The organism is Pseudomonas sp. IPO3774 (assembly GCF_013386835.1).
In the GTDB taxonomy this organism is placed as follows: Bacteria; Pseudomonadota; Gammaproteobacteria; order Pseudomonadales; family Pseudomonadaceae; genus Aquipseudomonas.
This window is the reverse complement of record NZ_JACAQY010000029.1, coordinates 26,843-50,088: the sequence shown is the minus strand read 5'-3', so window position 1 is coordinate 50,088 and position 23,246 is coordinate 26,843. Positions and strand designations below refer to the sequence as shown.

General features: G+C 62.5%; 19 protein-coding genes. 15 read left to right on the top strand and 4 right to left on the bottom strand.

Annotated elements, in window-relative coordinates:
* Nucleotides 1–53: 53 nt before the first annotated feature.
* Nucleotides 54–875 carry an aldo/keto reductase gene (locus HYE77_RS17045; protein WP_003208032.1) on the bottom strand — a complete coding sequence of 274 codons (822 nt, stop codon included), beginning with the start codon at nt 873–875 and terminating at the stop codon, nt 54–56.
* Nucleotides 876–983: 108 nt separating this feature from the next.
* On the opposite strand from HYE77_RS17045, the gene HYE77_RS17040 reads away from it, so the two are divergent.
* From HYE77_RS17040 to HYE77_RS16970, 15 genes are all read left to right on the top strand, one after another.
* On the top strand, nt 984–1,478 hold the full coding sequence (locus HYE77_RS17040) for a DUF1543 domain-containing protein (protein ID WP_003208031.1): 495 nt from the start codon (nt 984–986) through the stop codon (nt 1,476–1,478).
* A 104-nt stretch (nt 1,479–1,582) separates the two neighbouring features.
* Nucleotides 1,583–2,683: a polyamine ABC transporter substrate-binding protein gene (locus tag HYE77_RS17035; RefSeq protein WP_177069023.1), complete on the top strand. Its 1,101-nt coding sequence runs from the start codon at nt 1,583–1,585 to the stop codon at nt 2,681–2,683.
* Nucleotides 2,684–2,708: 25 nt separating this feature from the next.
* Nucleotides 2,709–4,127, top strand: coding sequence for an aminotransferase (locus HYE77_RS17030; RefSeq protein ID WP_003208028.1), 1,419 nt, complete (start codon nt 2,709–2,711; stop codon nt 4,125–4,127).
* A gap of 56 nt (nt 4,128–4,183) precedes the next feature.
* Nucleotides 4,184–5,041, top strand: a complete 858-nt coding sequence (locus HYE77_RS17025) for a response regulator transcription factor (protein WP_102370284.1) — start codon at nt 4,184–4,186, stop codon at nt 5,039–5,041.
* 87 nt (nt 5,042–5,128) lie between these two features.
* The gene (locus HYE77_RS17020) at nt 5,129–5,410 is read left to right on the top strand and encodes a peptidylprolyl isomerase (protein ID WP_003208024.1); all 282 of its coding nucleotides are present in this window, start codon (nt 5,129–5,131) and stop codon (nt 5,408–5,410) included.
* A gap of 138 nt (nt 5,411–5,548) precedes the next feature.
* Nucleotides 5,549–7,408 (top strand): extracellular solute-binding protein, encoded by a 1,860-nt coding sequence (locus HYE77_RS17015; protein WP_003208022.1) that lies wholly within the window; start codon nt 5,549–5,551, stop codon nt 7,406–7,408.
* Nucleotides 7,408–8,469: a microcin C ABC transporter permease YejB gene (locus tag HYE77_RS17010; RefSeq protein ID WP_003208021.1), complete on the top strand. Its 1,062-nt coding sequence runs from the start codon at nt 7,408–7,410 to the stop codon at nt 8,467–8,469. The genes HYE77_RS17015 and HYE77_RS17010 overlap by 1 nt, the downstream gene beginning before the upstream one ends.
* Nucleotides 8,469–9,491: an ABC transporter permease gene (locus tag HYE77_RS17005; protein WP_003208019.1), complete on the top strand. Its 1,023-nt coding sequence runs from the start codon at nt 8,469–8,471 to the stop codon at nt 9,489–9,491. Before HYE77_RS17010 ends, HYE77_RS17005 begins: the two co-directional genes overlap by 1 nt.
* 11 nt (nt 9,492–9,502) lie before the next feature.
* Nucleotides 9,503–11,074, top strand: a complete 1,572-nt coding sequence (locus HYE77_RS17000) for an ABC transporter ATP-binding protein (RefSeq protein WP_177022750.1) — start codon at nt 9,503–9,505, stop codon at nt 11,072–11,074.
* Entirely contained in the window at nt 11,071–12,468 is a 1,398-nt protein-coding gene (locus HYE77_RS16995) for a sigma-54-dependent Fis family transcriptional regulator (protein ID WP_003208015.1), read from the top strand. The genes HYE77_RS17000 and HYE77_RS16995 overlap by 4 nt, the downstream gene beginning before the upstream one ends.
* 296 nt (nt 12,469–12,764) lie before the next feature.
* Nucleotides 12,765–14,156, top strand: a complete 1,392-nt coding sequence (locus HYE77_RS16990) for a GntP family permease (protein WP_102369337.1) — start codon at nt 12,765–12,767, stop codon at nt 14,154–14,156.
* A 7-nt stretch (nt 14,157–14,163) separates the two neighbouring features.
* Entirely contained in the window at nt 14,164–14,937 is a 774-nt protein-coding gene (locus HYE77_RS16985; protein ID WP_008436986.1) for a 3-hydroxybutyrate dehydrogenase, read from the top strand.
* A gap of 169 nt (nt 14,938–15,106) precedes the next feature.
* Complete coding sequence (locus tag HYE77_RS16980; RefSeq protein ID WP_177069022.1) at nt 15,107–17,065, top strand: acetoacetate--CoA ligase; 1,959 nt, start codon at nt 15,107–15,109, stop codon at nt 17,063–17,065.
* 135 nt (nt 17,066–17,200) lie between these two features.
* Nucleotides 17,201–19,738: a PAS domain-containing protein gene (locus HYE77_RS16975; RefSeq protein WP_023658930.1), complete on the top strand. Its 2,538-nt coding sequence runs from the start codon at nt 17,201–17,203 to the stop codon at nt 19,736–19,738.
* A 42-nt stretch (nt 19,739–19,780) separates the two neighbouring features.
* On the top strand, nt 19,781–20,056 hold the full coding sequence (locus tag HYE77_RS16970) for a peptidylprolyl isomerase (RefSeq protein ID WP_008436975.1): 276 nt from the start codon (nt 19,781–19,783) through the stop codon (nt 20,054–20,056).
* A gap of 116 nt (nt 20,057–20,172) precedes the next feature.
* On the opposite strand, the gene HYE77_RS16965 is transcribed toward HYE77_RS16970, so the two are convergent.
* The 3 genes from HYE77_RS16965 to HYE77_RS16955 all read right to left on the bottom strand — a co-directional run bounded on the left by HYE77_RS16965 (nt 20,173) and on the right by HYE77_RS16955 (nt 23,193).
* Complete coding sequence (locus tag HYE77_RS16965; RefSeq protein WP_177022747.1) at nt 20,173–21,081, bottom strand: sugar kinase; 909 nt, start codon at nt 21,079–21,081, stop codon at nt 20,173–20,175.
* Between the two features lie 129 nt (nt 21,082–21,210).
* Nucleotides 21,211–22,419 carry an amino acid deaminase gene (locus HYE77_RS16960; RefSeq protein WP_003208003.1) on the bottom strand — a complete coding sequence of 403 codons (1,209 nt, stop codon included), beginning with the start codon at nt 22,417–22,419 and terminating at the stop codon, nt 21,211–21,213.
* Nucleotides 22,420–22,428: 9 nt separating this feature from the next.
* On the bottom strand, nt 22,429–23,193 hold the full coding sequence (locus tag HYE77_RS16955; protein WP_003208002.1) for an IclR family transcriptional regulator: 765 nt from the start codon (nt 23,191–23,193) through the stop codon (nt 22,429–22,431).
* Between the last annotated feature and the right edge of the window lie 53 nt (nt 23,194–23,246).

The following is a 23,246-nucleotide window of genomic DNA, read 5'->3' as shown; positions in this document are numbered from 1 at the left end:
AGCCACCGAAACAGAAACGGCATCGCCATGGACGGCACCGTTTCTGTCGGCCACTAGACCATCGCCAGCGGATGCTTGCGCTTCGGTGCCCCAAAAACCCGGTCAATCGCGTCCAGGTCGTGTTCATCCAGCACCAGCTTCGCCGCTGCGGCATTGAGCCGGACATGCTCTGGCGTAACAGCCTTGGGAATCGCGATCACCCCGTCCTGGCGCAAGACCCAGGCCAGGGAAACCTGGGCGGGTGTGACCTCGTGGCGACGGGCAATTTGCTTGAGGGTCGGGCTGGCCAACAGCTCGCCACCCTGGGCGATGGGACAGTAGGCCATCAACGGTAAATTGTGTTGCTGCCACCATGGCAGCAGGTCGAACTCGATGCCGCGCTCCTCGATGTTGTAGAGCACCTGATTGGTGGCACAGGCCGGGGAAGCCAGCTCCTGCAGGTCTGCCACATCAAAGTTGGACACACCCCAACGACCGATCTTGCCTGCCTCACGCAAGCGCTCGAAGGCTTCTACCGTTTCTTCAAGGGGGTATTGCCCACGCCAATGCAACAGATACAGATCAATGTAGTCGGTGCCCAGGCGCTGGAGGCTGGCCTCACATGCACGTGGAATGCCCTTGTGGCTGGCATTGTGCGGGTACACCTTGCTGACCAGGAACACCTGGTCGCGCTTGCCGCGAATCGCCTCGCCGACGACTTCTTCGGCACCGCCTTCGCCATACATTTCAGCGGTATCGATCAGGGTCATGCCCTCATCGATACCCAGTTGCAACGCGGCCACTTCGGCGCTGCGCTTGCCGGGATCCTCGCCCATGCGCCAGGTCCCCTGGCCGATGACAGGGACGGGTACGCCGGCCAGATCAATGGTGCGCATGACAACCTCCTGATGAATTTGCGAATTAACAGTGTGGCACCGACTGGACAAAAGGGTTCAATCGAAGGAAGGTGGCCCTTTCCATCCCAGCCATAGAAAGGGCCTGCAATGCTGTTTGTGGTCATGTTGGGGGGTAAGCACCCCCGGGCGAAAATCGAAGTGCATGATGTGGTGTTCGCCGTCGCCGACACCCTGGAAGCCGCCTACCCGCAACTGCGCGAGGGCTGGTTTGGCAGCCAGAAAGGTGTGCATATCGACTCCTGGATGACGGTGGATGGCGTTGACGGCTGGAAAGTCCAGCTCAGCCACCTGGCGCCGAACGCCGGGGCGCCGCGCCTGTACTTCATCAACCTGGGCGGGTATGAATCGAACGTCTTTGGCGAGGCACACCACTACCTGCTGGTGGTTGCGCGCACGGCCAGGGAGGCGGCAGCCCAAGGCAAACAGCAGATGCTCACGCACTGGACGCAATCCCACACCGACGGCGTACTGGATATCGACGACTGCCTGCCCATCGACCTGGTAGACGGGCGCTACATCCACCTGGAACCCGGCGTACACCGCCCGGTCATCACGCGAAACGACTACATCGTACTGCCCTGACCGCCTCCTACCCGAACGGGGTATGGCGCCCCACCCGCCACCTGCCTGAAAGTGCAATCAGCCCCTCGGCCTGACAACAAGCACAACATCAAGGTGGGTTCGCCATGCATAAAGCCGTTATCGCCCTGTTCAGCGCTGTCTTGCTTGCATCAACGTCCGTCAGCCAGGCCGCTGACGACCCGGGCAACACCTTGCGCATCTACAACTGGGCCGATTACATCGGGGAATACACCCTCGCCGACTTCGAGAAAGCCACCGGCATCAAGGTGATCTACGACACCTACGACTCCTACGAAACCGTGCAGGGCAAGCTGCTGTCCGGGCGCTCGGGTTATGACCTGGTGGTGCTCAACGCGTCCCTGGTGCCGCTGCTGATCAAGGCCAAGGCCTTCCAGCCCCTCAACAAAGCGCTGCTGCCGGACTGGAACAACCTCGACCCGCAAGTGCTGAAAAGCCTGGAAACCCATGATCCGGGCGTTACCTATTCCGCGCCTTACACCTGGGGCAGCAATGGCGTGACCTACAACATCGACAAGATCAAGGAACGCATGCCGGATGCGCCCATCGGCTCCCTGGCGATGATCTTCGATCCCAAGATCGTTTCGCGCTTCGCCGACTGTGGCATCACCTTCATGGACTCCCCTACCGACATGATCCCGCTGGCCCTGACCTACCTCGGCCTGGACCCCAACAGCGTGGCGCCCAAAGACCTCAAGGCCGCTCAGGACGTGCTGATGGCCGTGCGCCCGTACATCCGCAAATTCGACTCCAGCGGCTTTATCAACGGCCTGGCCAATGGCGAGCTGTGCATGGCCACCACCTGGTCCGGCGACTACGCCACGTCCCAGGCCCGGGCGGCGGAAGCCGGGGCCAAGGTCAACCTGGGTTACTTCATCCCCAGGGAAGGCTCGCTGATCTGGTTCGATAACTTCTACATCCCGGCCGACGCACCCCATGTGGCGAATGCCCACAAGTTCATCGAGTTCCTCCTGCAACCCGAGGTTATCGCCGGCGTCAGCAACACCATTCACTACGCCAACAGCAACCTGGCCTCCAAGCCCTTCGTAAATGCCGATATACGCGACAACCCGGCCATCTACCCGGACTCGGCGACGATGCAACGCTTGTTCACCCAGAAAAGCCAGTCCCAAGCCGCCGTGCGCCTGATCACCCGTACCTGGAATGCCGTGAAGACCGGCAAGTGAAACCCAGCCATTGAAGGTAAACGCCATGACCCTGCCAAATCCTGACTTTTTCGCCCAGTTCGACCACGACCAACTGGACGCCGCCGACAAGGCCCATTACATGCACGGTTTTCATATGTTCGACGAACACCGTGAACAAGGCTCACTGAATATCGCGGCGGGTGACGGCGCCTACATCTACGACACCGCCGGCAACCGCTACCTGGATGCGGTCGGCGGCATGTGGTGTACGAATATCGGCCTGGGCCGCGAGGAAATGGCAGACGCCATCGCCAACCAGGTTCGCCAGCTGGCGTACTCCAACCCGTTCTGCGACATGGCCAACGTCACCGCCATCGAACTGTGCGCCAAGCTTGCCAGCCTGGCTCCCGGCGATCTTGATCATGTGTTCCTGACCACCGGCGGCTCCACGGCTGTCGATACCGCCTATCGTCTGGTGCAGTTCTATCAGAACAGTCGCGGCAAGCATGAGAAGAAACACATCATCTCGCGCTTCAGTGCGTATCACGGCTCGACGTTCCTCACGATGTCCATCGGCAACAAGGCCGCCGACCGCGCGCCGGAATTCGATTTCATGAGCGACTTGTTCCACCACATTTCGTGCCCCAACTACTACCGGGCGCCGCAGGGCATGAGCGAGGCGCAGTTCCTCGATTTCCTGGTGGATGAGTTCGAAGACAAGATCCTGACCATCGGCGCCGACAAAGTGGCCGCGTTCTTTGCCGAACCGATCATGGGCTCGGGCGGCGTGATCATTCCGCCCAAGGGTTACCACCGGCGCATGTGGGAAGTCTGCCAACGTTATGACCTGCTCTACGTGGCGGATGAAGTGGTGACGTCCTTCGGCCGGCTGGGAAAATTCTTTGCCTCCCAGGAAGTGTTCGACATGCAACCGGACATCATCACCACCGCCAAGGGCCTGACGTCCGGCTACCTGCCGTTGGGCGCGTGTATTTTCTCGGAGCGCATCTGGCAAGTGATCGGCGAGCCGGGCAAGGGCCGCTGCTTTACCCACGGCTTCACCTACAGCGGCCACCCGGTGAGTTGTGTGGCGGCGCTGAAGAACATCGAGATCATCGAGCGGGAAAACCTGCTAGCCCACGTCGAAGACGTCGGCGTGTACCTCGAACAGCGCCTGCAAACCCTGGCCAACCTGCCGCTGGTGGGCGATGTGCGCTGCCAGCGGCTGATGGCCTGCATTGAGTTCGTCGCCGACAAGCACACCAAGGCGCTGCTGCCGGACGCGGTGAACATCGGCGAGAAGATCCACCTGCGGGCCCAGGCCAAAGGCTTGCTGGTACGGCCCATTGGCCACCTGAATGTGATGTCGCCGCCGCTGATCATCACCCATGCCCAGGTGGATCAAGTGGTGGAAATCCTGCGCCAGTGCATCCTCGACACCGCCGAAGAGCTGCGCCAGAGCGGCGAGTATCAAGGCCGATGAGCCTGGGCGCCCCGGTGCTTTTGCCGGGGCCCTGGCCGGCGGGTAGACTGGCCGGCATGAACGAGCATGCCGATCACTGCCCTGCCCCGTCCTTCCAGGTGCTTGACGCCTGGAATGGTGCGTTGGCCCACGCCTTCGCCAGCGTCGACGAAGCGTCATTCCTTGAACACCTGGCCTGCGCCCTCAGTGCGCTGACCCCTATCGAATCGATGATGATCAGCCTGGAGCGCCAGGGTCAGGCGCCACACTTGCTCTACCAGCAAGGCATCCCCCGGCCGCACTACGAAGAGATCATCAACCGTTACTTCTCCCGGGGCTACCTGCTGGACCCGTTCTGCCTCGCGGTAGACAAGGGCCTGGCCGAAGGTTTCTACCACCTGGCGCAGATCGCCCCGGACGATTTCTTCAACAGCGAGTACTACAAAACCTACTACCTGCGCAGCGGCGGCGCCCAGGAGAGCTACTACATCGTCGACCTGTGCCCCAACAGCAAGATTTCGTTGTGCATGTTCCAGGGACTGAGTGCCGGCCAGTTCAGCGACGAACAACTGGCACTGCAACGAACCGCCCAACCCATCGTGCGCGAACTGCTGCGCCGCTTCGGCACCACGGGCGGGCTGTGCAAGGTGATCAGCGACGAGGCCTTCACCCAGACCCAGGTGCATCAGCAGATTGAAGCGGCGTTCATGCATTTTGGCAGCGGCGTATTGACCGTGCGCGAACGGGAAATCGCCCACCTGATATTACGCGGGCACTCGGTGAAATCCACCGCGCAGGTGCTCGGCATTTCCCCGGAAACCGTGCGCATGCACCGCAAGCATTTGTATACCAAGCTTGAAATCAACTCCCAGGCGGAGCTGTTTGCGCTGTTTATCGATTGGCTGACCCACAGCGGCGTAATGGCCCGATCCTGACCGTCCAGGCAACCCAGGGGAACTTTGCCAGGAAATAACCACCTGAATCCGGTACGCTCAGCATTTTTACCCAAGGAGATACCCCTCATGGCCAAAGCCACCGCCCGTCACATCCTCGTTGCCACCGAAGACAAGTGCAACGAACTGAAAGCGCAAATCGAAGGCGGCGCCGACTTCGCCGAAGTTGCCAAAGCCAACTCGTCCTGCCCGTCCAGCCGTCAAGGCGGCGACCTCGGTTCGTTCGGCCCGGGCCAAATGGTCAAGGAATTCGACACCGTCGTATTCAGCGCCCCGGTCAACACCGTGCAAGGCCCAGTGAAAACCCAGTTCGGTTATCACCTGCTGGAAGTAACCAGCCGTCAGGACTGATCAGTCCGCGCTAATGTTTAAACAACGGCCCACCCTTTGGTGGGCCGTTGTGCATCTGTGACAGTGTGATGACTGGCGAGGCGTACGCGCATAGCGTACAAATCCCTTTACCTCTTCACCCGGCGCCCAAGGCTGATAATGCGAGTCGCTTTTTCTACCCTGTTTTGCTCCACCCTGGCCCTGTTGCTGGCCAGCACCGCCGTGATCGCCGCGCCGCAATCGGCATTGACCGTGTACGGCGAGCCGGCCAAATACCAACCCGGCTTCACCCATTTCGACTACGCCAACCCCAATGCCCCCAAGGGCGGCAGCCTGCGGCGTTCGGCGATCGAAATCGGGCGCTACGACCATGTACTGCCTTATGGCGACAAAGGCATCGGGGTCAGCCAGGTCGACGGCTGGCTGTATTCGCCCCTGGCCCTGCGTTCGCTGGACGAACCCTATACGGTCTACGGCCTGGTGGCGGAAAAGATGGAGCGGTCAGACGACGGTCTGTCCCTGCGTTTCTACCTGAACCCCAAGGCGCGTTTCGCCGATGGCCAACCGATCACCGCCGAAGACGTGCGTTACTCCTTTGACCTGCTGATGACCCAGGGCAGCCTGCGCTACCGCACGCTGTTCGCCGACGTCAAACACGTCGAAGTCGAAGGCCCGCGCCAGGTGCGCTTCGATTTCGCAAGCAATGAAAACCGCACCCTGCCCCTGGATGTCGCGACCCTGCCGGTGTTCCCCGAGCATTGGTGGAAGACCCGCAACTTTGCCGACGGCGGCGGCTACGAGATTCCCCTCGGCAGCGGCCCTTACACCATCAGCAAGGTGGATGCCGGCAACACCATCACCTTCAAGCGTGACCCGAACTGGTGGGGCAAGGACCTGCCCATCAGCCGTGGCTTGTACAACTTCGATCACTTGAGCCTGGAATACTTCGGCGACACCGAAGTGGCGCGCCAGGTCCTGCGGGGCGGTGCCTACGACTTCAACCGCGAATTCTCAGCCACCGGCTACTCCATCGGCTACAACGGCCCGGCCCTGGACGATGGTCGCCTGCAGCGCGCGCACCTGGCCAAGGAGGCACCGCAGCCGGCCCAGGGCTACGTGTTCAACGTGCAAAAACCGATGTTCAAGGACCGCCGCGTGCGCCAGGCCCTGGCCATGCTGTGGGACTTCGAGTGGGCCAACCGGCAGATGATGCGCAACATGTACATCCGCCAGCAGAGCTTCTTCTCCAACAGCCCGCTGGCAGCGACCCAACTGCCGGACGCCCAGGAGCTGGCGATCCTGGAACCCCTGCGCGGGCAGATTCCCGACGAAGTCTTCACCCAGGTGTTCAAGGCCCCCACCACCGACGGTACCGGGATGATCCGCGACAAGCAGCTGCAAGCCCTGGCCCTGCTGGAACAGGCCGGCTGGAAGCCCGACGGTGACAAGCTGGTGAATGCCGAGGGCGAGCCGCTGGAGTTCACCTTCCTCAACGCCCAGAACGGCCTTGAGCGCCTGTTGTTGCCGTACAAGCGCAACCTGGCGCAGATCGGCATCACCCTCAACATCCGCCGCATTGACTCCTCGCAATACGTCAACCGCCTGATGGCCCGGGACTACGACATGATCGTCACCGGCTTCCCGGTTACCACTTCGCCGGGGATGGAGCTGTACAACTACTTCGGTTCGGCCGCCGCGTTTGATACCGGCGCCAACAACTACATGGTGCTGAAAGACCCGGCCGTCGACAGCCTGATCAACGGCCTGGTCAAGGCTGATACCCAGTCGCTGATGCTCAGTTACGCCCACGCCCTGGACCGCGTGCTGCAATGGAATTACCTGTGGATCCCCAACTACTACCCGCCGGGCACCTCCGCCGCGTGGTGGAACCGTTTCGGCCGCCCGGCCGTGGAAGCCAAGACCGATGAGGCCCTGGAAACCTGGTGGGAAATCAGCCCCACGCCGCTGACCAATGAACAGATGAAAGCCGAACTGACCAAACGCCCGGGAGCCCGCTGATGTTTGCCTATATCGTGCGGCGCCTGCTGCTGATCATTCCCACCCTGGTGATTATCCTGCTGGTGAATTTCGTTATCGTGCAGGCCGCGCCCGGCGGGCCGGTGGAACAGGCCATCGCCCACCTCCAAGGCATCGGTGGCGGTGGCGTCGGCGGCTCGTCTGCCGAAAGCCTCAGCAGCGGCTCCCGGGCCAGCCGTGGCCTGGACCCGAAACTGATCAAGGACATCGAAAAACAATACGGCTTCGACAAGCCCGCGCCGGAACGCCTGTGGCTGATGCTCAAGAGCTACGCCCAGCTGGACTTCGGCAACAGCTTCTTCCGTGGCAAAAGCGTGACCGACCTGATCCTCGAAAAGATGCCGGTGACCATTTCCCTCGGCCTGTGGGCCACCTTGATCACCTACCTGGTGTCGATCCCGCTGGGCATTCGCAAGGCGGTGCGCCATGGCAGCAGTTTTGATGTGTGGAGCAGCACCGCGATCGTGATTGGCTATGCGATGCCGGCGTTCCTGTTTGCGATGTTCCTGATCGTGGTGTTCGCCGGCGGCACTTCGTTGAACTGGTTCCCGGTGCGCGGGCTGGTCTCGGAAAACTTCGACCAGTTGAGCACCGTCGGCAAGATCGCCGATTACTTCTGGCACCTGGTACTGCCGGTCAGCGCCCTGGTGATCGGCGGCTTCGCCACCTTGACCATCCTCACGAAAAACTCGTTCCTCAATGAAATCACCCGCCAGTACGTGGTCACCGCCCGGGCCAAAGGCTTGAGTGAACGCCGGGTGCTTTACGGGCATGTGTTCCGCAATGCCATGCTGCTGGTGATCTCGGGGATTCCCCAGGCATTTATCGCGGTGTTCTTTGCCGGTTCGCTGCTGATCGAGGTGATCTTCTCCCTCGACGGCCTCGGTCGCATGAGCTACGAAGCTGCGGTTTCACGGGATTATCCGGTGGTGTTCGGTTCGTTGTTTATCTTCACGCTGTTTGGCCTTTTGATAAAACTCATCGGTGACCTCTGCTACACCCTGGTGGACCCGCGTATCGACTTCGCCGCGAGGAACGCCTGATGCTCAAGCTCTCTCCCGTGGCCCGTCGGCGCTTTGAACGCTTCAAGAAAAACCGCCGCGGCTGGTGGTCGCTGTGGCTGTTTATCGGCCTGTTTATCCTGACCCTCGGCGGCGAGTTGATCGCCAATGACAAACCCCTGGTGCTCAGCTACCAGAACGAACTGTATTTCCCGGTGTTCAAGCGCTACACCGAGCAGGAGTTCGGCGGGCAACTGCCGTTCCAGGCGGATTACCGCAGTGAATACGTGCAGAACCTGATCAAGAAGGACGGCGGCTGGATGCTGTTCCCGCCAATCCCGTTCAGCGACGACACCCCCAACTATGAGCTGACCCGCCCTGCCCCCAGCCCGCCATCGAGCGTGAACTGGCTGGGCACCGATGACCAATCCCGCGACGTGCTGGCGCGGGTGATCTTCGGCGCCCGGGTGTCGATCCTATTTGCCCTGGCCCTCACCGCCATCAGCGCCGCCATCGGCATCGCCGCCGGTGCCTTGCAGGGATATTACGGCGGCTGGGTCGACTTGCTCGGGCAACGAATATTGGAAGTGTGGTCCGGGCTGCCGGTGCTGTATCTGTTGATCATCCTGTCAGGCTTTGTCGAACCGAATTTCTGGTGGCTGCTGGGGATCATGGCGCTGTTTTCCTGGCTGGCCCTGGTGGACGTGGTGCGCGCCGAGTTCCTGCGGGGGCGCAACCTGGAGTACGTCAAGGCCGCGCGGGCGTTGGGCCTGGGGGACGGCAAGATCATCCGCCGGCATATCCTGCCGAATGCGATGACCGCCACCCTGAGCTACTTGCCGTTCATTTTGACCGGGGCGATTTCTACCCTGAGCGCCCTGGATTTCCTCGGTTTCGGCATGCCCGCCGGCAGCGCGTCATTGGGTGAGCTGATCGCCCAGGGCAAGCAGAACCTGCAAGCACCATGGCTGGGGCTGACCGCGTTTTTCACCCTGGCGCTGATCCTGTCGTTGCTGGTGTTTATCGGCGAGGCGTTGCGTGACGCCTTCGACCCACGCTCATGAAGGCCGTTGAGATGACTGAAAACCTGATCGAGATTCGCGACCTGAGTGTCGCCTTCAACGGCCAGACCGTGGTGCGCAAGCTGTGCCTGGACGTGCGCCCCGGCGAGTGCCTGGCGCTGGTGGGCGAGTCGGGTTCGGGCAAATCGGTGACCGCCCATTCGATCCTGCAACTGCTGCCCGAAGCCGGCACCGAAACCACCGGCTCGGTGCGCTATCGCGGCCAGGAACTGCTCGGCGCCACGCCCGCCACCCTGCAAAAACTGCGGGGCAACCGGATTGCGATGATCTTCCAGGAGCCGATGACGTCCCTGAATCCGCTGCACAGCATCGAGAAGCAGATCGGCGAAACCCTGCTGTTGCACAAGGGCCTGGGCGGCAAACAGGCCCAGGCGCGGATCCTCGAATTGCTCGAATTGGTGGGCATCCAGAAGCCCCGGGAACGCCTCAAGGCCTACCCCCACCAACTCTCCGGCGGCCAGCGCCAGCGGGTAATGATCGCCATGGCCCTGGCCTGTGAACCGGAACTGCTGATTGCCGATGAGCCGACGACTGCACTGGATGTGACGGTGCAGCGCAAGATCCTGCTGCTGCTCAAGTCCCTGCAACAACGCCTGGGCATGTCGCTGCTGCTGATCAGCCACGACCTCAACCTGGTGCGCAGCATTGCCCAGCGGGTGTGCGTGATGAAGGCCGGGGAGATTGTCGAACAGGCGGATTGCGAAACCCTGTTCTGCGCCCCGCAGCACCCTTACAGCCGCCTGCTGCTGGATGCTGAACCGGCAGGCATCGTCTTGAATCACGAGGCGCGGGAGACGGTGTTGCAGGTGGATAACCTGAGTGTGCAGTTCCCGCTGGGCGGCGGACTGTTCCGGCGCAAGCAGTACCTGCAAGCGGTGGATGGCATCAGCCTGGAGGTACAGCGCGGCAAGACACTGGGGATTGTCGGCGAGTCCGGCTCGGGCAAATCCACCCTGGGCCAGGCGATTCTGCGGCTGCTGGATTCCAGCGGCGCGATTCGCTTCCAGGGCGAGGCCCTCGACGGCCTGACGCAAAAGCAGATGCAACCGTGGCGCAAGCAGATGCAGGTGGTGTTCCAGGACCCGTTCGGCAGCCTCAGCCCGCGGATGTCGGTGGCGCAGATCATCAGCGAAGGCCTGGAAGTGCATGCGCCGTGCAGCCTCAAGGACCGCGAAGCCCAAGTGATTCGCGTGCTGGAAGACGTGGGCCTGGACCCTGCCAGCCGCCATCGCTACCCCCATGAATTCTCCGGCGGCCAGCGCCAGCGCATCGCCATCGCCCGTGCGCTGGTGCTCAAGCCGGCGCTGATCCTGCTGGACGAACCCACTTCTGCACTAGACCGTACCGTGCAGAAACAGGTGGTCGCCCTGCTGCTTGAGCTGCAGGAAAAGTACGGCCTGACGTACCTGTTTATCAGCCATGACCTGGCGGTGGTGCGGGCCCTGGCCCACGACATGATCGTGATCAAGGACGGCAAGGTGGTGGAACGCGGGCCCAGCGATGAAGTGTTTGCCGCGCCTCAACACCCTTACACCCGGGAACTCCTCGCGGCGGCGCACCCATGAGCACCACTGGCAGCCTCAAGGATTACCAATACGTTCGCGGCCTGGCGATCCAGTCGCTGTTCGAGATCATCGAGCAGTCCAGCGAAGGCACGGTGATTGTCGACGGTGACGCGAACATCGTCTGGATGAACGAGCGCTACGCCAAGCGCTTCGGCCTGAAAAGCGCCGACGAAGCCATCGGGCAACCCTGCGAGCAGGTGATTTCCAACAGCCTGTTGCGCCAGGTGGTGCGTAACGACCAGCCGATATTGCTGGATATTCAGGACACGCCCAAAGGCCCGCTGGTGGTGATGCGCCTGCCGATCCATGACGACGCTGGCAAGGTGATCGGCGCCATCGGGTTTGCGTTGTTTGATGAGCTGCGCAACCTGTCGCCGCTGATCGAGCGTTACCTGAGCATGCAGCAGGAACTGGCTTCCACTCGGTCGCTGCTGAGGTCGCGGCAGAGTAAATACAACTTCGCGCACTTTATCGGCACCAGCGCGGCCAGCCTGGAAGTCAAACGTCGGGCGCGGCGCAGTGCGAGCGCGGAGTCGCCAGTGTTGCTGCTGGGGGAAACCGGGACCGGCAAGGAGCTGCTGGCCCAGGCGATTCATGGTGCATCGCCTCGCGCCCATAAAGCTTTCGTCAGCATCAACAGCGCAGCCATCCCGCATGATTTGCTGGAGGCGGAATTCTTCGGCACCGCGCCCGGCGCATTTACCGGTGCCGACCGCAAGGGCCGCCCCGGCAAGTTGCAGATTGCCCAGGGCGGCACGCTGTTTCTGGATGAGATCGGCGACATGCCGCTACCACTGCAAAGCAAATTGCTGCGGGTGTTGCAGGAGAAGGAGTTCGAGCCGGTGGGCTCCAACGAGATGATCCACAGCGATGTGCGGGTGATTGCAGCCACGTCCATGGACCTGGAAGCGGCAATCAAGCGCGGCGAGTTTCGGGCGGACCTGTATTACCGCCTGAACGTGCTGCCGATCCAGGTGCCGCCGTTGCGCGCGCGGCTGGATGATTTGCCGGCGTTGAGCGAGGCGATTCTGGAGGAGTTGCGCAGCCAGCATGAGCTGGACCGCGAGGCCTTGGCGTTATTGGCGCAGCATGCGTGGCCGGGGAATATCCGCGAGCTGCGCAATGTGCTGGAGCGGGCGGCGCTGTTGAGTGATGACCTGGTGCTGGACGCCAGTGAAATTCGCGCGGCAATTGGTACATTCAGCCCGGTTGAGCAGAGTTCGGTAGAGACCGTTGAGGGCGAGAGTTTCAGCGCGGCCCGGGAGCGGTTTGATCGGCAGGTGATTGGGGCGGCGTTGAAGCACTGTGAGGGGAATGTGGTGGAGGCGGCGAAGCGGCTGGGGCTGGGTCGGTCGACCTTGTACAAGAAAATGGTTGCCTTGGGCATCGCCTAGTCTCCAAAAAGAGACACAATTCCAAATACAGAGAAAATCCAATGTGGGAGCGGGCTTGCTCGCGAATGCAGTGTGTCAGTGCCTGAATTACTGCCTGATACACCGCATTCGCGAGCAAGCCCGCTCCCACATTTGATCTCCAACAGTCTCAAATTCGGGACAAAACTTGAGAACACTCTCACAGATCAAGAATTTCTGTATATATTTCAACAGGTTAATAACTTGGCACACATCTCGCTAAAGCCCCTCCCCACCGCCTCACCCCCACAAAAATAACAATCAGATGGAGACACACCATGAGTGTGATCATTGCCCTCGCCGCTCTGGCGCTGCTGATGCTGGCCGCCTACCGTGGCTACAGCGTCATCCTGTTCGCCCCCATCGCCGCCCTCGGCGCCGTGCTGCTCACCGACCCTTCCGCCGTCGCTCCCGCGTTCACCGGGGTGTTCATGGAGAAAATGGTCGGCTTCCTCAAGCTGTATTTTCCGGTGTTCCTGCTCGGCGCGGTGTTCGGCAAGCTGATTGAAATCTCTGGCTTCTCGCGCTCCATCGTCGCCGCCGCGATTCAGTTGCTCGGCACCCGCCAGGCGATGCTGGTGATCGTGCTGGTGTGCGCCCTGCTGACCTACGGCGGCGTGTCGCTGTTCGTGGTGGTGTTCGCGGTGTACCCGTTTGCCGCCGAGATGTTCCGCCAGAGCAATATCCCCAAGCGCCTGCTGCCGGCGACCATCGCCCTCGGCGCGTTCTCGTTCACCATGGACGCCCTGCCCGGCACGCCGCAGATCCAGAACATCATCCCCAGCACCTTCTTCAACACCACCGCCTGGGCCGCGCCGTGGCTGGGGCTGATCGGCACGATCTTCGTGTTCTGCGCCGGCATGCTGTACCTGGCCCGCCAGCGCAACAAGGCCCAGCGCGCCGGTGAAGGCTATGGGACCGAGCTGCGCAACGAGCCGGAAACCGCCGAAGACATCAAGCTGCCCAATCCTTGGATCGCGCTGTCGCCGCTGTTGCTGGTGGGCATCATGAACCTGTTGTTCACCCACTGGATTCCGCTGTGGTACGGCAAGACCCACACCCTCAGCCTGCCGGGCATGAGCGCGCCGGTGCAGACCGAAGTCGCCAAGCTCACGGCAATCTGGGCGGTGCAGGCGGCGTTGCTGGTGGGGATTATCGTGGTGCTGGTGTTCGGCTTCTCGGCGATTCGCAGCAAGCTCGCCGAGGGCAGCAAGAGCGCGGTCAGCGGCGCGCTGCTGGCGGCGATGAACACCGCTTCGGAATACGGTTTTGGTGCGGTGATCGCCTCGCTGCCGGGCTTCCTGGTGCTGGCGGACTGGCTCAAGGGCATTCCCAACCCACTGGTCAACGAAGCGATTACCGTGACCCTGCTGGCCGGCATCACCGGTTCCGCCTCGGGCGGCATGAGCATCGCGCTGGCGGCCATGTCGGAGAGCTTTATTTCAGCGGCCCATGCGGCCAATATCCCCCTTGAAGTACTGCACCGGGTCGCGGCCATGGCCAGCGGCGGCATGGACACCCTGCCCCACAACGGCGCCGTGATCACGCTGCTGGCGGTCACCGGGCTGACCCACCGCGAAGCCTATAAAGATATTTTCGGCATCACGATCATCAAGACCCTCGCGGTGTTCGTGGTGATTGGTACTTTCTACGCCACCGGCATTGTGTGAGGTTGATATGACGACATTGAACGGCAAGACCGCCCTGGTCACCGGTTCCACCAGCGGCATCGGCCTGGGCATTGCCCTGAGCCTGGCCAAGGCCGGCGCCAACCTGATCCTCAACGGCTTCGGCGATGCCAGCGCGGTGATCGCCCAGGTGCAGGCCTTCGGCGGCAAGGTCGGGCATCATCCAGCCGACGTCAGCGACCCGGCGCAGATCGCCGAGATGATCGCCTACGCCGAGCGCGAGTTTGGCGGCATCGACATTCTGGTGAACAACGCCGGGATCCAGCATGTGGCGCCGGTGGACGAATTCCCGGTGGAGCGCTGGGATTCGATCATTGCGATCAACCTGTCGTCGGTGTTCCACAGCACGCGTTTGAGCCTGCCGGGCATGAAAGCCAAGGGTTGGGGGCGGATCGTCAATATCGCCTCGGTGCATGGGCTGGTGGGTTCGGTGGGCAAGGCGGCTTACGTCGCTGCCAAGCACGGGGTGATCGGGCTGACCAAGGTGGTGGGCCTGGAAACAGCCCAGAGTAATGTCACCTGCAATGCCATCTGCCCGGGCTGGGTGCTGACGCCGCTGGTGCAGAAGCAGATTGATGACCGCATTGCCAGCGGGGTTGACCCGCAGCAGGCGCAGCAGGATTTGCTGGCGGAGAAGCAGCCTTCGCTGGAGTTCGTGACACCGCCGCAATTGGGGGAGCTGGTGCTGTTCCTGTGCAGCGAAGCCGGCAGCCAGGTGCGGGGCGCGGCGTGGAATATCGACGGTGGCTGGCTGGCCCAGTAAACGACGATTCCCAAGACACCGCAGCTCAAATGTGGGAGCGGGCTTGCTCGCGAATGCGGTGTATCAGTTAACACATCTGGAACTGACCCACCGCATTCGCGAGCAAGCCCGCTCCCACATTTTGATCGGTGTCGTTAGATAGATCAGATAATAAAAAAGAGATTTCCTGATGTCCGAAATACTCTGGCAACCCTCCCCCGAACGCATCCACAACACCCGGATGGACCAGTTCCGGCGCTTCATCAATGATCGCCATGCCTTGCAGATCAGCGACTACCCGGCCCTGCACCAGTGGAGCATCGACCAGCGCCCGGACTTCTGGCAGTCGATTGTCGAGTTTTTTGAGGTGCAGTTCCGCACGCCGCCCAGCGCGGTGCTGATCGAAGACGCCGAGATGCCCAGCGCCCAGTGGTTTCCCGGCGCTACCCTGAACTTTGCCGAACACCTGCTGCGCCGCCGCGACGATCACCCCGCCGTGGTCGCGATCAGCGAAGACGGCCAGCGCGAGCAACTGACCTACGCCGAACTGGCCCACCATGTCGCCGGCCTGCAACGCAGCCTGCGGGCGGCCGGCGTGGGCGTAGGGGACCGGGTGGCCGCGTGCATGCCCAACACCTGGCAAACCCTGGTGGGCATGCTCGCCACCACCAGCCTCGGCGCCATCTGGTCGTGCTCCTCGCCGGACTTCGGCACCCAGGGCGTGATCGACCGCTTCGGCCAGATCGAACCCAAGGTGCTGATCACCTGCGCCGGTTACCGCTACGCCGGCAAGGTCATCGACCAAAGCAGCAAGCTCAATGAAATCCTCGAACGGCTGCCGTCCCTGCAACAATTGATCATCGTGCCGTATGCCCGCCCGCAAGCCCGGCCCGAGGATTATCAGACCCGGGCCCACGTCGCACTCTGGGACGACTTCTACACCCCCGGCGGCGAGCCCGATTTCGTCGCCGTGCCCTTCGATCAGCCGCTGTACATCCTCTATTCCAGCGGCACCACCGGCGTGCCCAAGTGCATCATCCACGGCACCGGCGGCGTATTGCTCACCCACCTCAAGGAACACGGCCTGCACGCCGACCTGTCGCGGGATGACTGCCTGTTCTACTACACCACCTGCGGCTGGATGATGTGGAACTGGCTGGTGTCGGTACTGGCCATCGGCGCCACGGCGGTGCTGTATGACGGCTCGCCGTTTCACCCCGGGCCGGAACGCCTGATGGACCTGATCGACCAGGAAAAAATCAGCGTGTTCGGCACCAGCCCCAAGTTCCTCGCCACCCTGGAGAAAGCCGGGCTGCAACCGCGGCTGAGCCATGACCTGGGCAGCCTCAAGGGCCTGATTTCTACCGGCTCGCCGCTGTCACCCCAGAGCTACGACTACGTGTACCGCGAGATCAAGCCCGAGCTATGCCTGTCGTCGATGTCGGGTGGCACCGATATCGTGTCCTGCTTCGTGATCGGCAACCCGGTGCTGCCGGTGCGCCGTGGCGAGATGCAGTGCAAGAGCCTGGCAATGGCTATCGAAGTGTGGGACGACCAGGGCCACCCGCTGGTGGGCGAAAAAGGCGAACTGGTGTGCACCCGGCACTTCCCGGCAATGCCCATCGGCCTGTGGAATGACCCGCACCAGGAAAAACTGCGGGCTTCGTATTTCAGCCAGTTCCCCGGCGTGTGGGCCCAGGGCGACTACGCCGAACAGCGACCCAATGGCAGCCTGCTGATCCATGGCCGCTCGGATGCGGTGCTCAACCCCGGAGGGGTGCGCATCGGCACCGCGGAGATCTACCGCCAGGTGGAAAAAGTGCCTCAGGTCCTGGAAAGCCTGGCCATCGGCCAACGCTGGCAGGATGACGTGCGGGTGGTGCTGTTTGTGCGCCTCAACGATGGCATCGAACTGGACGACGGCCTGGAGCAGCAGATCCGCCAGGTGATCCGCGCCAACACCACGCCGCGCCACGTGCCGGCGAAGATCCTCGCGGTGACGGATATCCCGCGCACCATCAGCGGCAAGATCGTCGAGCTGGCGGTGCGCAACGTGGTGCATGGCGAGGCGGTCAAGAACACCGACGCACTGGCCAACCCCGAGGCGCTGGAGCAATTTCGTGATCGCCCGGAGCTGGCAGAAAGATGAAACGTTTTAGCCTTTAAGCACTCATTTGAAGACAAACCCCTCAAGCATGCTATTTTTCGAGGGTGGAAAGCCGGCCCCGGGTCGCGGGATAATCGGCTTTTGTCATTCTTCAAGCGTTACGCGCAGGGCATTTACATGAACGTATCACCCACCGGCAGCGAGGCCGCAGCACTGATTGCGCGGCTGGACTGGGCACGAAGCCCCCTCGGTGACGCCATTGATTGGCCGCAAAGTCTCCGTACCGCCGTCGACATCGTGATCCATTCACCGATGCCGATGCTGTTGCTGTGGGGCGCCGAACTCACCCAGATCTACAACGATGGCTTCGCGATGCTGGCCGGCAACAAGCACCCGGCCGCCTTCGGCCAACCGGCTGACCTGATCTGGCCTGAGCTCAAGCCGTTTACCGACCCGATCTACAGCGCCGTCCTCATGGGCCAGGTGCGCACCTTCACCGAGCAGCGTTTCGTCCTGCAGCGCAACGACCGCGACACCGAGATCTGGCTCGACCTGACCTACAGCCCGATCCGCGACGAGCGTGGCGAGGTCGCCGGGATCCTGATCACCGCCATCGAAACCAACGAGCGCCGGCGCATCGCCCTGGAACTGCAGCAGCGCACCGAGAACAGCCTCAAGGCCCAGCGCAACACCGAGCAACGCCTGCAGCTGGCCCTGGCCGCCACCGATGCCGTGGGCACCTGGGACTGGGATATCGGCGAAGACCGCTTTATCGCCGACGCCCATTTCGCCCAACTGCACGGTGTTGACCCGTGCGACGCCGACCTGCTGCCCATCAGCGACTACCTGCAAGGCGTGCACCCCGAAGACCGTGGCATGGTGGCCCGCAGCATCAAGCACTGCATCACCCACGGCACCGAGTACGCCGAGGAATACCGCCTGCAGCGCGCGGACGGCGAAGTGCGCTGGGTGTTTGCCCGGGGCCGCTGCTACAAGGACCACCATGGCCGACCGGCGCGTTTTCTCGGCGCCGCCCTCGACCTGACCGAACGCAAGCACACCGAACAGGCCCTGCGCCAAAGCCAGACCGAGCTGCAACTGATCATCAACGCCATGCCGGTGTTGATCGGTTATGTCGACCACGAGCAGCGTTTTCGCCTGAACAACAGTGCCTATCTGGAATGGTACGGCATGACCCCGCAGGAGTTGTACGGCAAGAGCATCCGCGAAGTCGTGGGCGACGAAATCTATGCCGGGCGCGTCGACAAGATCGAGGCGGCGCTCAAGGGCAAGGCCTGCAGTTTCGTTACCGTCACCCCGCACCATGACGGGCGGCCACGCCACGCGCTGATGAAGTACCTGCCGCGTTTCAGCGCTGACGGTTCAGTCAACGGTTTCTATATTTTTGTGATCGACGAGACCGAGCGCAAACTGACCGAAGAGGCCCTGCGCCACCTCAACGAAAACCTCGAAGAGCGCGTCAGCCAGCGCACCCAGGCCCTGGCCGAAGCCAACCAGCGCCTGCAAAACGAGATGTTCGAGCGCGAGCGTGCCGAAGACGCCCTGCGCCATGCTCAGAAGATGGAAGCGGTCGGCCAGCTCACCGGCGGCATCGCCCATGACTTCAACAACATGCTCACCGGGATCATCGGCAGCCTGGACCTGATGCAACGCTATATCGCCGCCGGGCGCAGCGACGAGATCGGCCGTTTCACCGACGCCGCCGTATCCTCGGCTCATCGCGCCGCTGCGCTGACCCATCGCCTGCTGGCCTTCTCCCGCCGCCAATCCCTGGACCGCAAGCCGGTCGACCCGAATCAATTGGTGGCGTCCCTGGAAGACCTGTTCCGCCGCACCAAGGGCGCGCACATCGAACTCAAGGTGCAACTGGGCACCGACGTGTGGCCAGTGAACACCGACGCCAGCCAGCTGGAAAACGCCCTGCTCAACCTGGTGATCAACGCCCGCGATGCGATGCCCGACGGTGGGCAATTGTGCATCGAGACCGCCAACAGCTACCTCGACGGCACCGACATCACCACCCTGGAACCGGTCAAGGCCGGCGACTATGTGATGCTCGGCGTGAGCGACAACGGCGCCGGCATGACCGCGAAAATCCTCGCCAAGGCCTTCGACCCGTTCTTCACCACCAAGCCCATCGGCCAGGGTACCGGCCTTGGGCTGTCGATGATCTATGGGTTTGCACAGCAATCCGGCGGCCACGTGACCATCCAAAGCGAACCGGGCCAGGGCACCTGCGTGCGCCTGTACCTGCCGCGCCTGCATGGCACGGCACTGGAGCGGACCACGCCCGCTACCCAGGGCGAAGCCCCGGTAGCGCTGGAAGGCGAAGCCGTGGTGGTGGTCGAGGACGACCCGGCAGTGCGGATGCTGGTGGTGAATGTGCTGGATGAACTGGGCTACACCGCACACCAGGCGGCGGATGCACGGGCGGCGCTGCCGTTGCTGGAGTCCGACTTGCGCGTGGATTTGCTGGTGACTGATGTGGGCTTGCCGGGGATGAACGGCAGGCAACTGGCGGAAATCGCCCGGCAACACCGGCCGGACCTGAAGGTGCTGTTCATGACCGGTTACGCCGAGAAAGCCGCCGAGCGCCAGGGGTTCCTGGAGGAAGGCATGGACATGGTGGCCAAGCCGTTTTCGATTGACCTGCTGGCCAACAAAATCCGCAGCATGATCAGCTCAGAGGCCTGACTTCAGGCATAATCGCGCGCCGTTTCACATCAGGACCGATCAATGAAAGCCCAAGCCCGTCACATTCTGGTGAAAACCAGTGAGGAAGCCGAACAGCTCAAGCAGCGTATTGCCAAGGGCGAAGCGTTTGATGTGTTGGCCAAGAAGTACTCCACCTGCCCTTCCGCCAAGCGCGGCGGTGATTTGGGTGAAGTGCGGCCGGGGCAGATGGTGGGGGTGATTGATGCGGTGATCTTCAAGAAGCCCGTGAAGCTGGTTCATGGGCCGATCAAGAGCAAGTTCGGGTATCACCTGGTGCAAGTGTTTTATCGCGATTGATGGCTGATCGTTCCCACGCTCCGCGTGGGAATGCCTCACCTGACGCTCTGCGTCCGCTCTTGGGACGCAGAGCGTCCCTGGCTGCATTCCCACGCGGAGCGTGGGAACGATCAGCGTTAGTCTCGGGGAATAAGTGCACCCGGCACCTGAATCACCCGGCTCGCCAGCCGATGCCCGGCCAAGGCTGCTTCCTGCGGCGAACCGCCCTTGAGCCGACTGGCCAGGTACGCCGCACTGAACGAATCCCCCGCCGCCGTAGTGTCGACCACCTTCTCCACCACCAGCGCCGGCACCTCGAACCGCTCATCCTCCCAGCGAATCAAACACGCATCCGCCCCGCGCTTGAGCACCACCTCGGCAATCGTCGGGTACGCCGCAAACACCTGCTCGCTGTCTTCATAGCCGAACAACGCCCGCTCGTCATCCTCGGTCAGCAAGGCGATATCCACCTCGGCCAACACCGCGTGATACGCCGCGCGTGCGGCGTCCACGCTGGCCCACAGGCGTGGCCGGTAGTTGTTGTCGAACACCACCTTGCCGCCGCGCTTGCGGGTTTCGACCAGGGTTTCCAGCAGGCGCGCACGGCCCACTTCGCCCAGCACAGCCAGGGTGATGCCGCTGAAATACACCACGTCGTACGTCGGCAACGCTGCCAGGATCGGCTCGGCCGCCGGAGTGGTGAAGCAGTCGCGCACGGCCGCTTCATTGCGCCAGTAGAGGAATTTGCGTTCGCCGTTGGCATCGGTCTGGATGCAGTACAAACCCGGCAGGCGCCCGGGCAGGCGCTGGACCATGCCCAGGCCCAGGCCTTCTTCGGCCCAGTGCTTGCACATGGCATCGCTGAAGCTGTCATCGCCCAGGGCGGTGACGTAGTCGACGGTGCTCGGTTCACCCAGTTCGCGGCGCAGGTAGACGGCGGCGTTCAGGGTGTCGCCGCCGAAGCTTTGTTGCAGGCTGCCGTCGGCGCGGTGTTGCAGTTCGATCATGCATTCGCCGATGAGGGCGATGCGGGGTTTTGTGTTCATGCCTGGGGTCTCTCGATGTACTGGAGGGCCTCTTCGCGAGCAAGCCCGCTCCCACATTTGAATGCATTTCAACTGAAGGAACTCGGTCGAATGTGGGAGCGGGCTTGCTCGCGAAAGGCGCGACTCGGTCTAGAAGCAGGTATGCAGGCTTTCGATCACCTGCAACTGCTCATCCACCAGATTACCCACTTGCCACTTGTCGAAGGTCAGGCACGGGTGGGATGTGCCGAAGGAGATGATGTCGCCAATGCGCAACTCAACCCCCGGTGCGACGACCATGAACGCATGCTGGTCCATCACGGCGGTGACCTTGCACGCGGTCACGTCATCACCCTCGGCTGGCAGCACGCCAGCCTTGTAGCGCTTGAGCGGTACCGGCAGGCCGGCGTCGTAGGCGACGTCGCGCTTGCCCAGGGCGATCACCGCGAAGCCCGGCTCCGGCAGCGATTGCACGTGGGCCCAGACTTCCAGCGCCGGGCGCAGGCCTTCGTTGAGGTCGCTGCGACGGTCCAGTACGCAGCACTGCGCGTCTTTGTAGATGCCGTGGTCGTGAGCCACGTAGCTGCCCGGGCGCAATACGCTGAGGAAGCGGCCAGCGGCGTTCTGGGCTTCGAAGGATTCGGCAATCAGGTCGTACCAGGCCGAACCCGAGGCGGTAATGATGGGCTTGGCCAGGTCGAAGGCGCCGCTGTTTTGCAGGTCGACGGCCAGGCGTACCAGAGAGGCGGCGAATTCGCGGATGCCACTGATGGCGTGCTCGCCATGGATCACCCCTTCGTAGCCTTCGATGCCGGTGAGGGCCAGCGCAGGCTGGGCCTTGATCGCCTTGGCCAGGTCGAGCACCTGTTGTTCGGTGCGGCAACCGCAACGCCCGCCGACCACGCCGTATTCGATCATCACGTTCAAGCGCAGGCCACGGGCGGCGAAGAACAGGCCCAGGTCGGCGACGTTGTCCGGGTGGTCGACCATGCAGTGGAAGTCGAATTCGGGGTCGGCCAGCAGGTCGGCGATCAGCGCCATGTTCGGCGCGCCCACCAGTTGGTTGGCCATCAACACCCGGCGAACCCCACCGGCATACGCGGCGCGGGTCTGCACGGCGTTGGCCAGGGTGATGCCCCAGGCGCCCTGCTCGATCTGCCGCTGGAACAGCGCGGGCATCATGCTGGTCTTGCCGTGAGGCGCCAATTGCGCACCGCTGTTGCTGACGAAATCCTGCATCCAGCGGATGTTGTGTTCCAGGGCGTCGCGGTGCAACACCAGGGCTGGCAGGCTGACGTCACGGACCAGATGTGCACCGATGGCGGCAGCGCCTTTTTCAACGGCATTGAAGGCAGACATAAGGGTTTCCTATTCGTTGATGCGACGGGCCAGGTTGTTCGCACTGTCGATCAGCACCCGGCGGTAGTCGTTGTAGTTTTTGATCGCATCGGCCCGTGGGGCGACGATGCACAGGGTCGCAATGCTGATGCCTTGGGCGTCCCGGACCGGGGCGGCAAAGCAGTGGGTAAAGGTGTCGGCGACACTGTCGAAGGAGAAGAATCCGTCGAGGGTGGCCTGACGGATTTGCCCGAGGAAGGTTTCCAGAGGCAGGCGCTGACCGTCCGGGAGGATGAAGTCGTCGTAGTCGATCAGGTCGATGATTTGCTGGTCGCTCAGGTGGCCCAGCAGCAGGCGGCCGGAGGCGGTCCAGGGGATCGGCGCGTTCTCGCCGATGTCTGAGGAAATGCGGAAATGCCGCTCGCCTTCGCGCATCAGGGCCACGGTGTATTTGCGGCCATTGAGCAGGCACATCTGGGCGGTTTCGTGGGTTTGGCTGACGATTTCCTGCAGGGCGTGGTCGGCTTCGCGGGTCAGGTCGAAATGGCGCAGGTGGGCCTGGCCGAGGAAGTACAGCTGACGGCCGAGGTAGACATGACCGTCCTTGCCGACGGTTTCGAGGATGCGCCGTTCCAGCAGCGAAGCCACCAGTTCGTAGACCGTGGATTTGGGGCTGCCGATGCCGCTGGCGATGTCATTCGGGCGCAGGGGCTGGCCGATTTCCTTGAGGAAATCGAGGATATCGAACGCCCGGTCGAGGCCTTTGGCGCGGCGTTTGATGGTGTCTTCGGTCATGGCAGTCGTCGGTCCCGTTTGAAGATGTAGCTATCAACACAGATCCCCTGTGG

Bases quoted from the DNA above. Each gene is read 5' to 3' on its own strand.
- HYE77_RS17045 (WP_003208032.1), bottom strand. From the start codon at position 875: ATGCGCACCATTGATCTGGCCGGCGTACCCGTCCCTGTCATCGGCCAG.
- HYE77_RS17040 (WP_003208031.1), top strand. From the start codon at position 984: ATGCTGTTTGTGGTCATGTTGGGGGGTAAGCACCCCCGGGCGAAAATC.
- HYE77_RS17035 (WP_177069023.1), top strand. From the start codon at position 1,583: ATGCATAAAGCCGTTATCGCCCTGTTCAGCGCTGTCTTGCTTGCATCA.
- HYE77_RS17030 (WP_003208028.1), top strand. From the start codon at position 2,709: ATGACCCTGCCAAATCCTGACTTTTTCGCCCAGTTCGACCACGACCAA.
- HYE77_RS17025 (WP_102370284.1), top strand. From the start codon at position 4,184: ATGAACGAGCATGCCGATCACTGCCCTGCCCCGTCCTTCCAGGTGCTT.
- HYE77_RS17020 (WP_003208024.1), top strand. From the start codon at position 5,129: ATGGCCAAAGCCACCGCCCGTCACATCCTCGTTGCCACCGAAGACAAG.
- HYE77_RS17015 (WP_003208022.1), top strand. From the start codon at position 5,549: ATGCGAGTCGCTTTTTCTACCCTGTTTTGCTCCACCCTGGCCCTGTTG.
- HYE77_RS17010 (WP_003208021.1), top strand. From the start codon at position 7,408: ATGTTTGCCTATATCGTGCGGCGCCTGCTGCTGATCATTCCCACCCTG.
- HYE77_RS17005 (WP_003208019.1), top strand. From the start codon at position 8,469: ATGCTCAAGCTCTCTCCCGTGGCCCGTCGGCGCTTTGAACGCTTCAAG.
- HYE77_RS17000 (WP_177022750.1), top strand. From the start codon at position 9,503: ATGACTGAAAACCTGATCGAGATTCGCGACCTGAGTGTCGCCTTCAAC.
- HYE77_RS16995 (WP_003208015.1), top strand. From the start codon at position 11,071: ATGAGCACCACTGGCAGCCTCAAGGATTACCAATACGTTCGCGGCCTG.
- HYE77_RS16990 (WP_102369337.1), top strand. From the start codon at position 12,765: ATGAGTGTGATCATTGCCCTCGCCGCTCTGGCGCTGCTGATGCTGGCC.
- HYE77_RS16985 (WP_008436986.1), top strand. From the start codon at position 14,164: ATGACGACATTGAACGGCAAGACCGCCCTGGTCACCGGTTCCACCAGC.
- HYE77_RS16980 (WP_177069022.1), top strand. From the start codon at position 15,107: ATGTCCGAAATACTCTGGCAACCCTCCCCCGAACGCATCCACAACACC.
- HYE77_RS16975 (WP_023658930.1), top strand. From the start codon at position 17,201: ATGAACGTATCACCCACCGGCAGCGAGGCCGCAGCACTGATTGCGCGG.
- HYE77_RS16970 (WP_008436975.1), top strand. From the start codon at position 19,781: ATGAAAGCCCAAGCCCGTCACATTCTGGTGAAAACCAGTGAGGAAGCC.
- HYE77_RS16965 (WP_177022747.1), bottom strand. From the start codon at position 21,081: ATGAACACAAAACCCCGCATCGCCCTCATCGGCGAATGCATGATCGAA.
- HYE77_RS16960 (WP_003208003.1), bottom strand. From the start codon at position 22,419: ATGTCTGCCTTCAATGCCGTTGAAAAAGGCGCTGCCGCCATCGGTGCA.
- HYE77_RS16955 (WP_003208002.1), bottom strand. From the start codon at position 23,193: ATGACCGAAGACACCATCAAACGCCGCGCCAAAGGCCTCGACCGGGCG.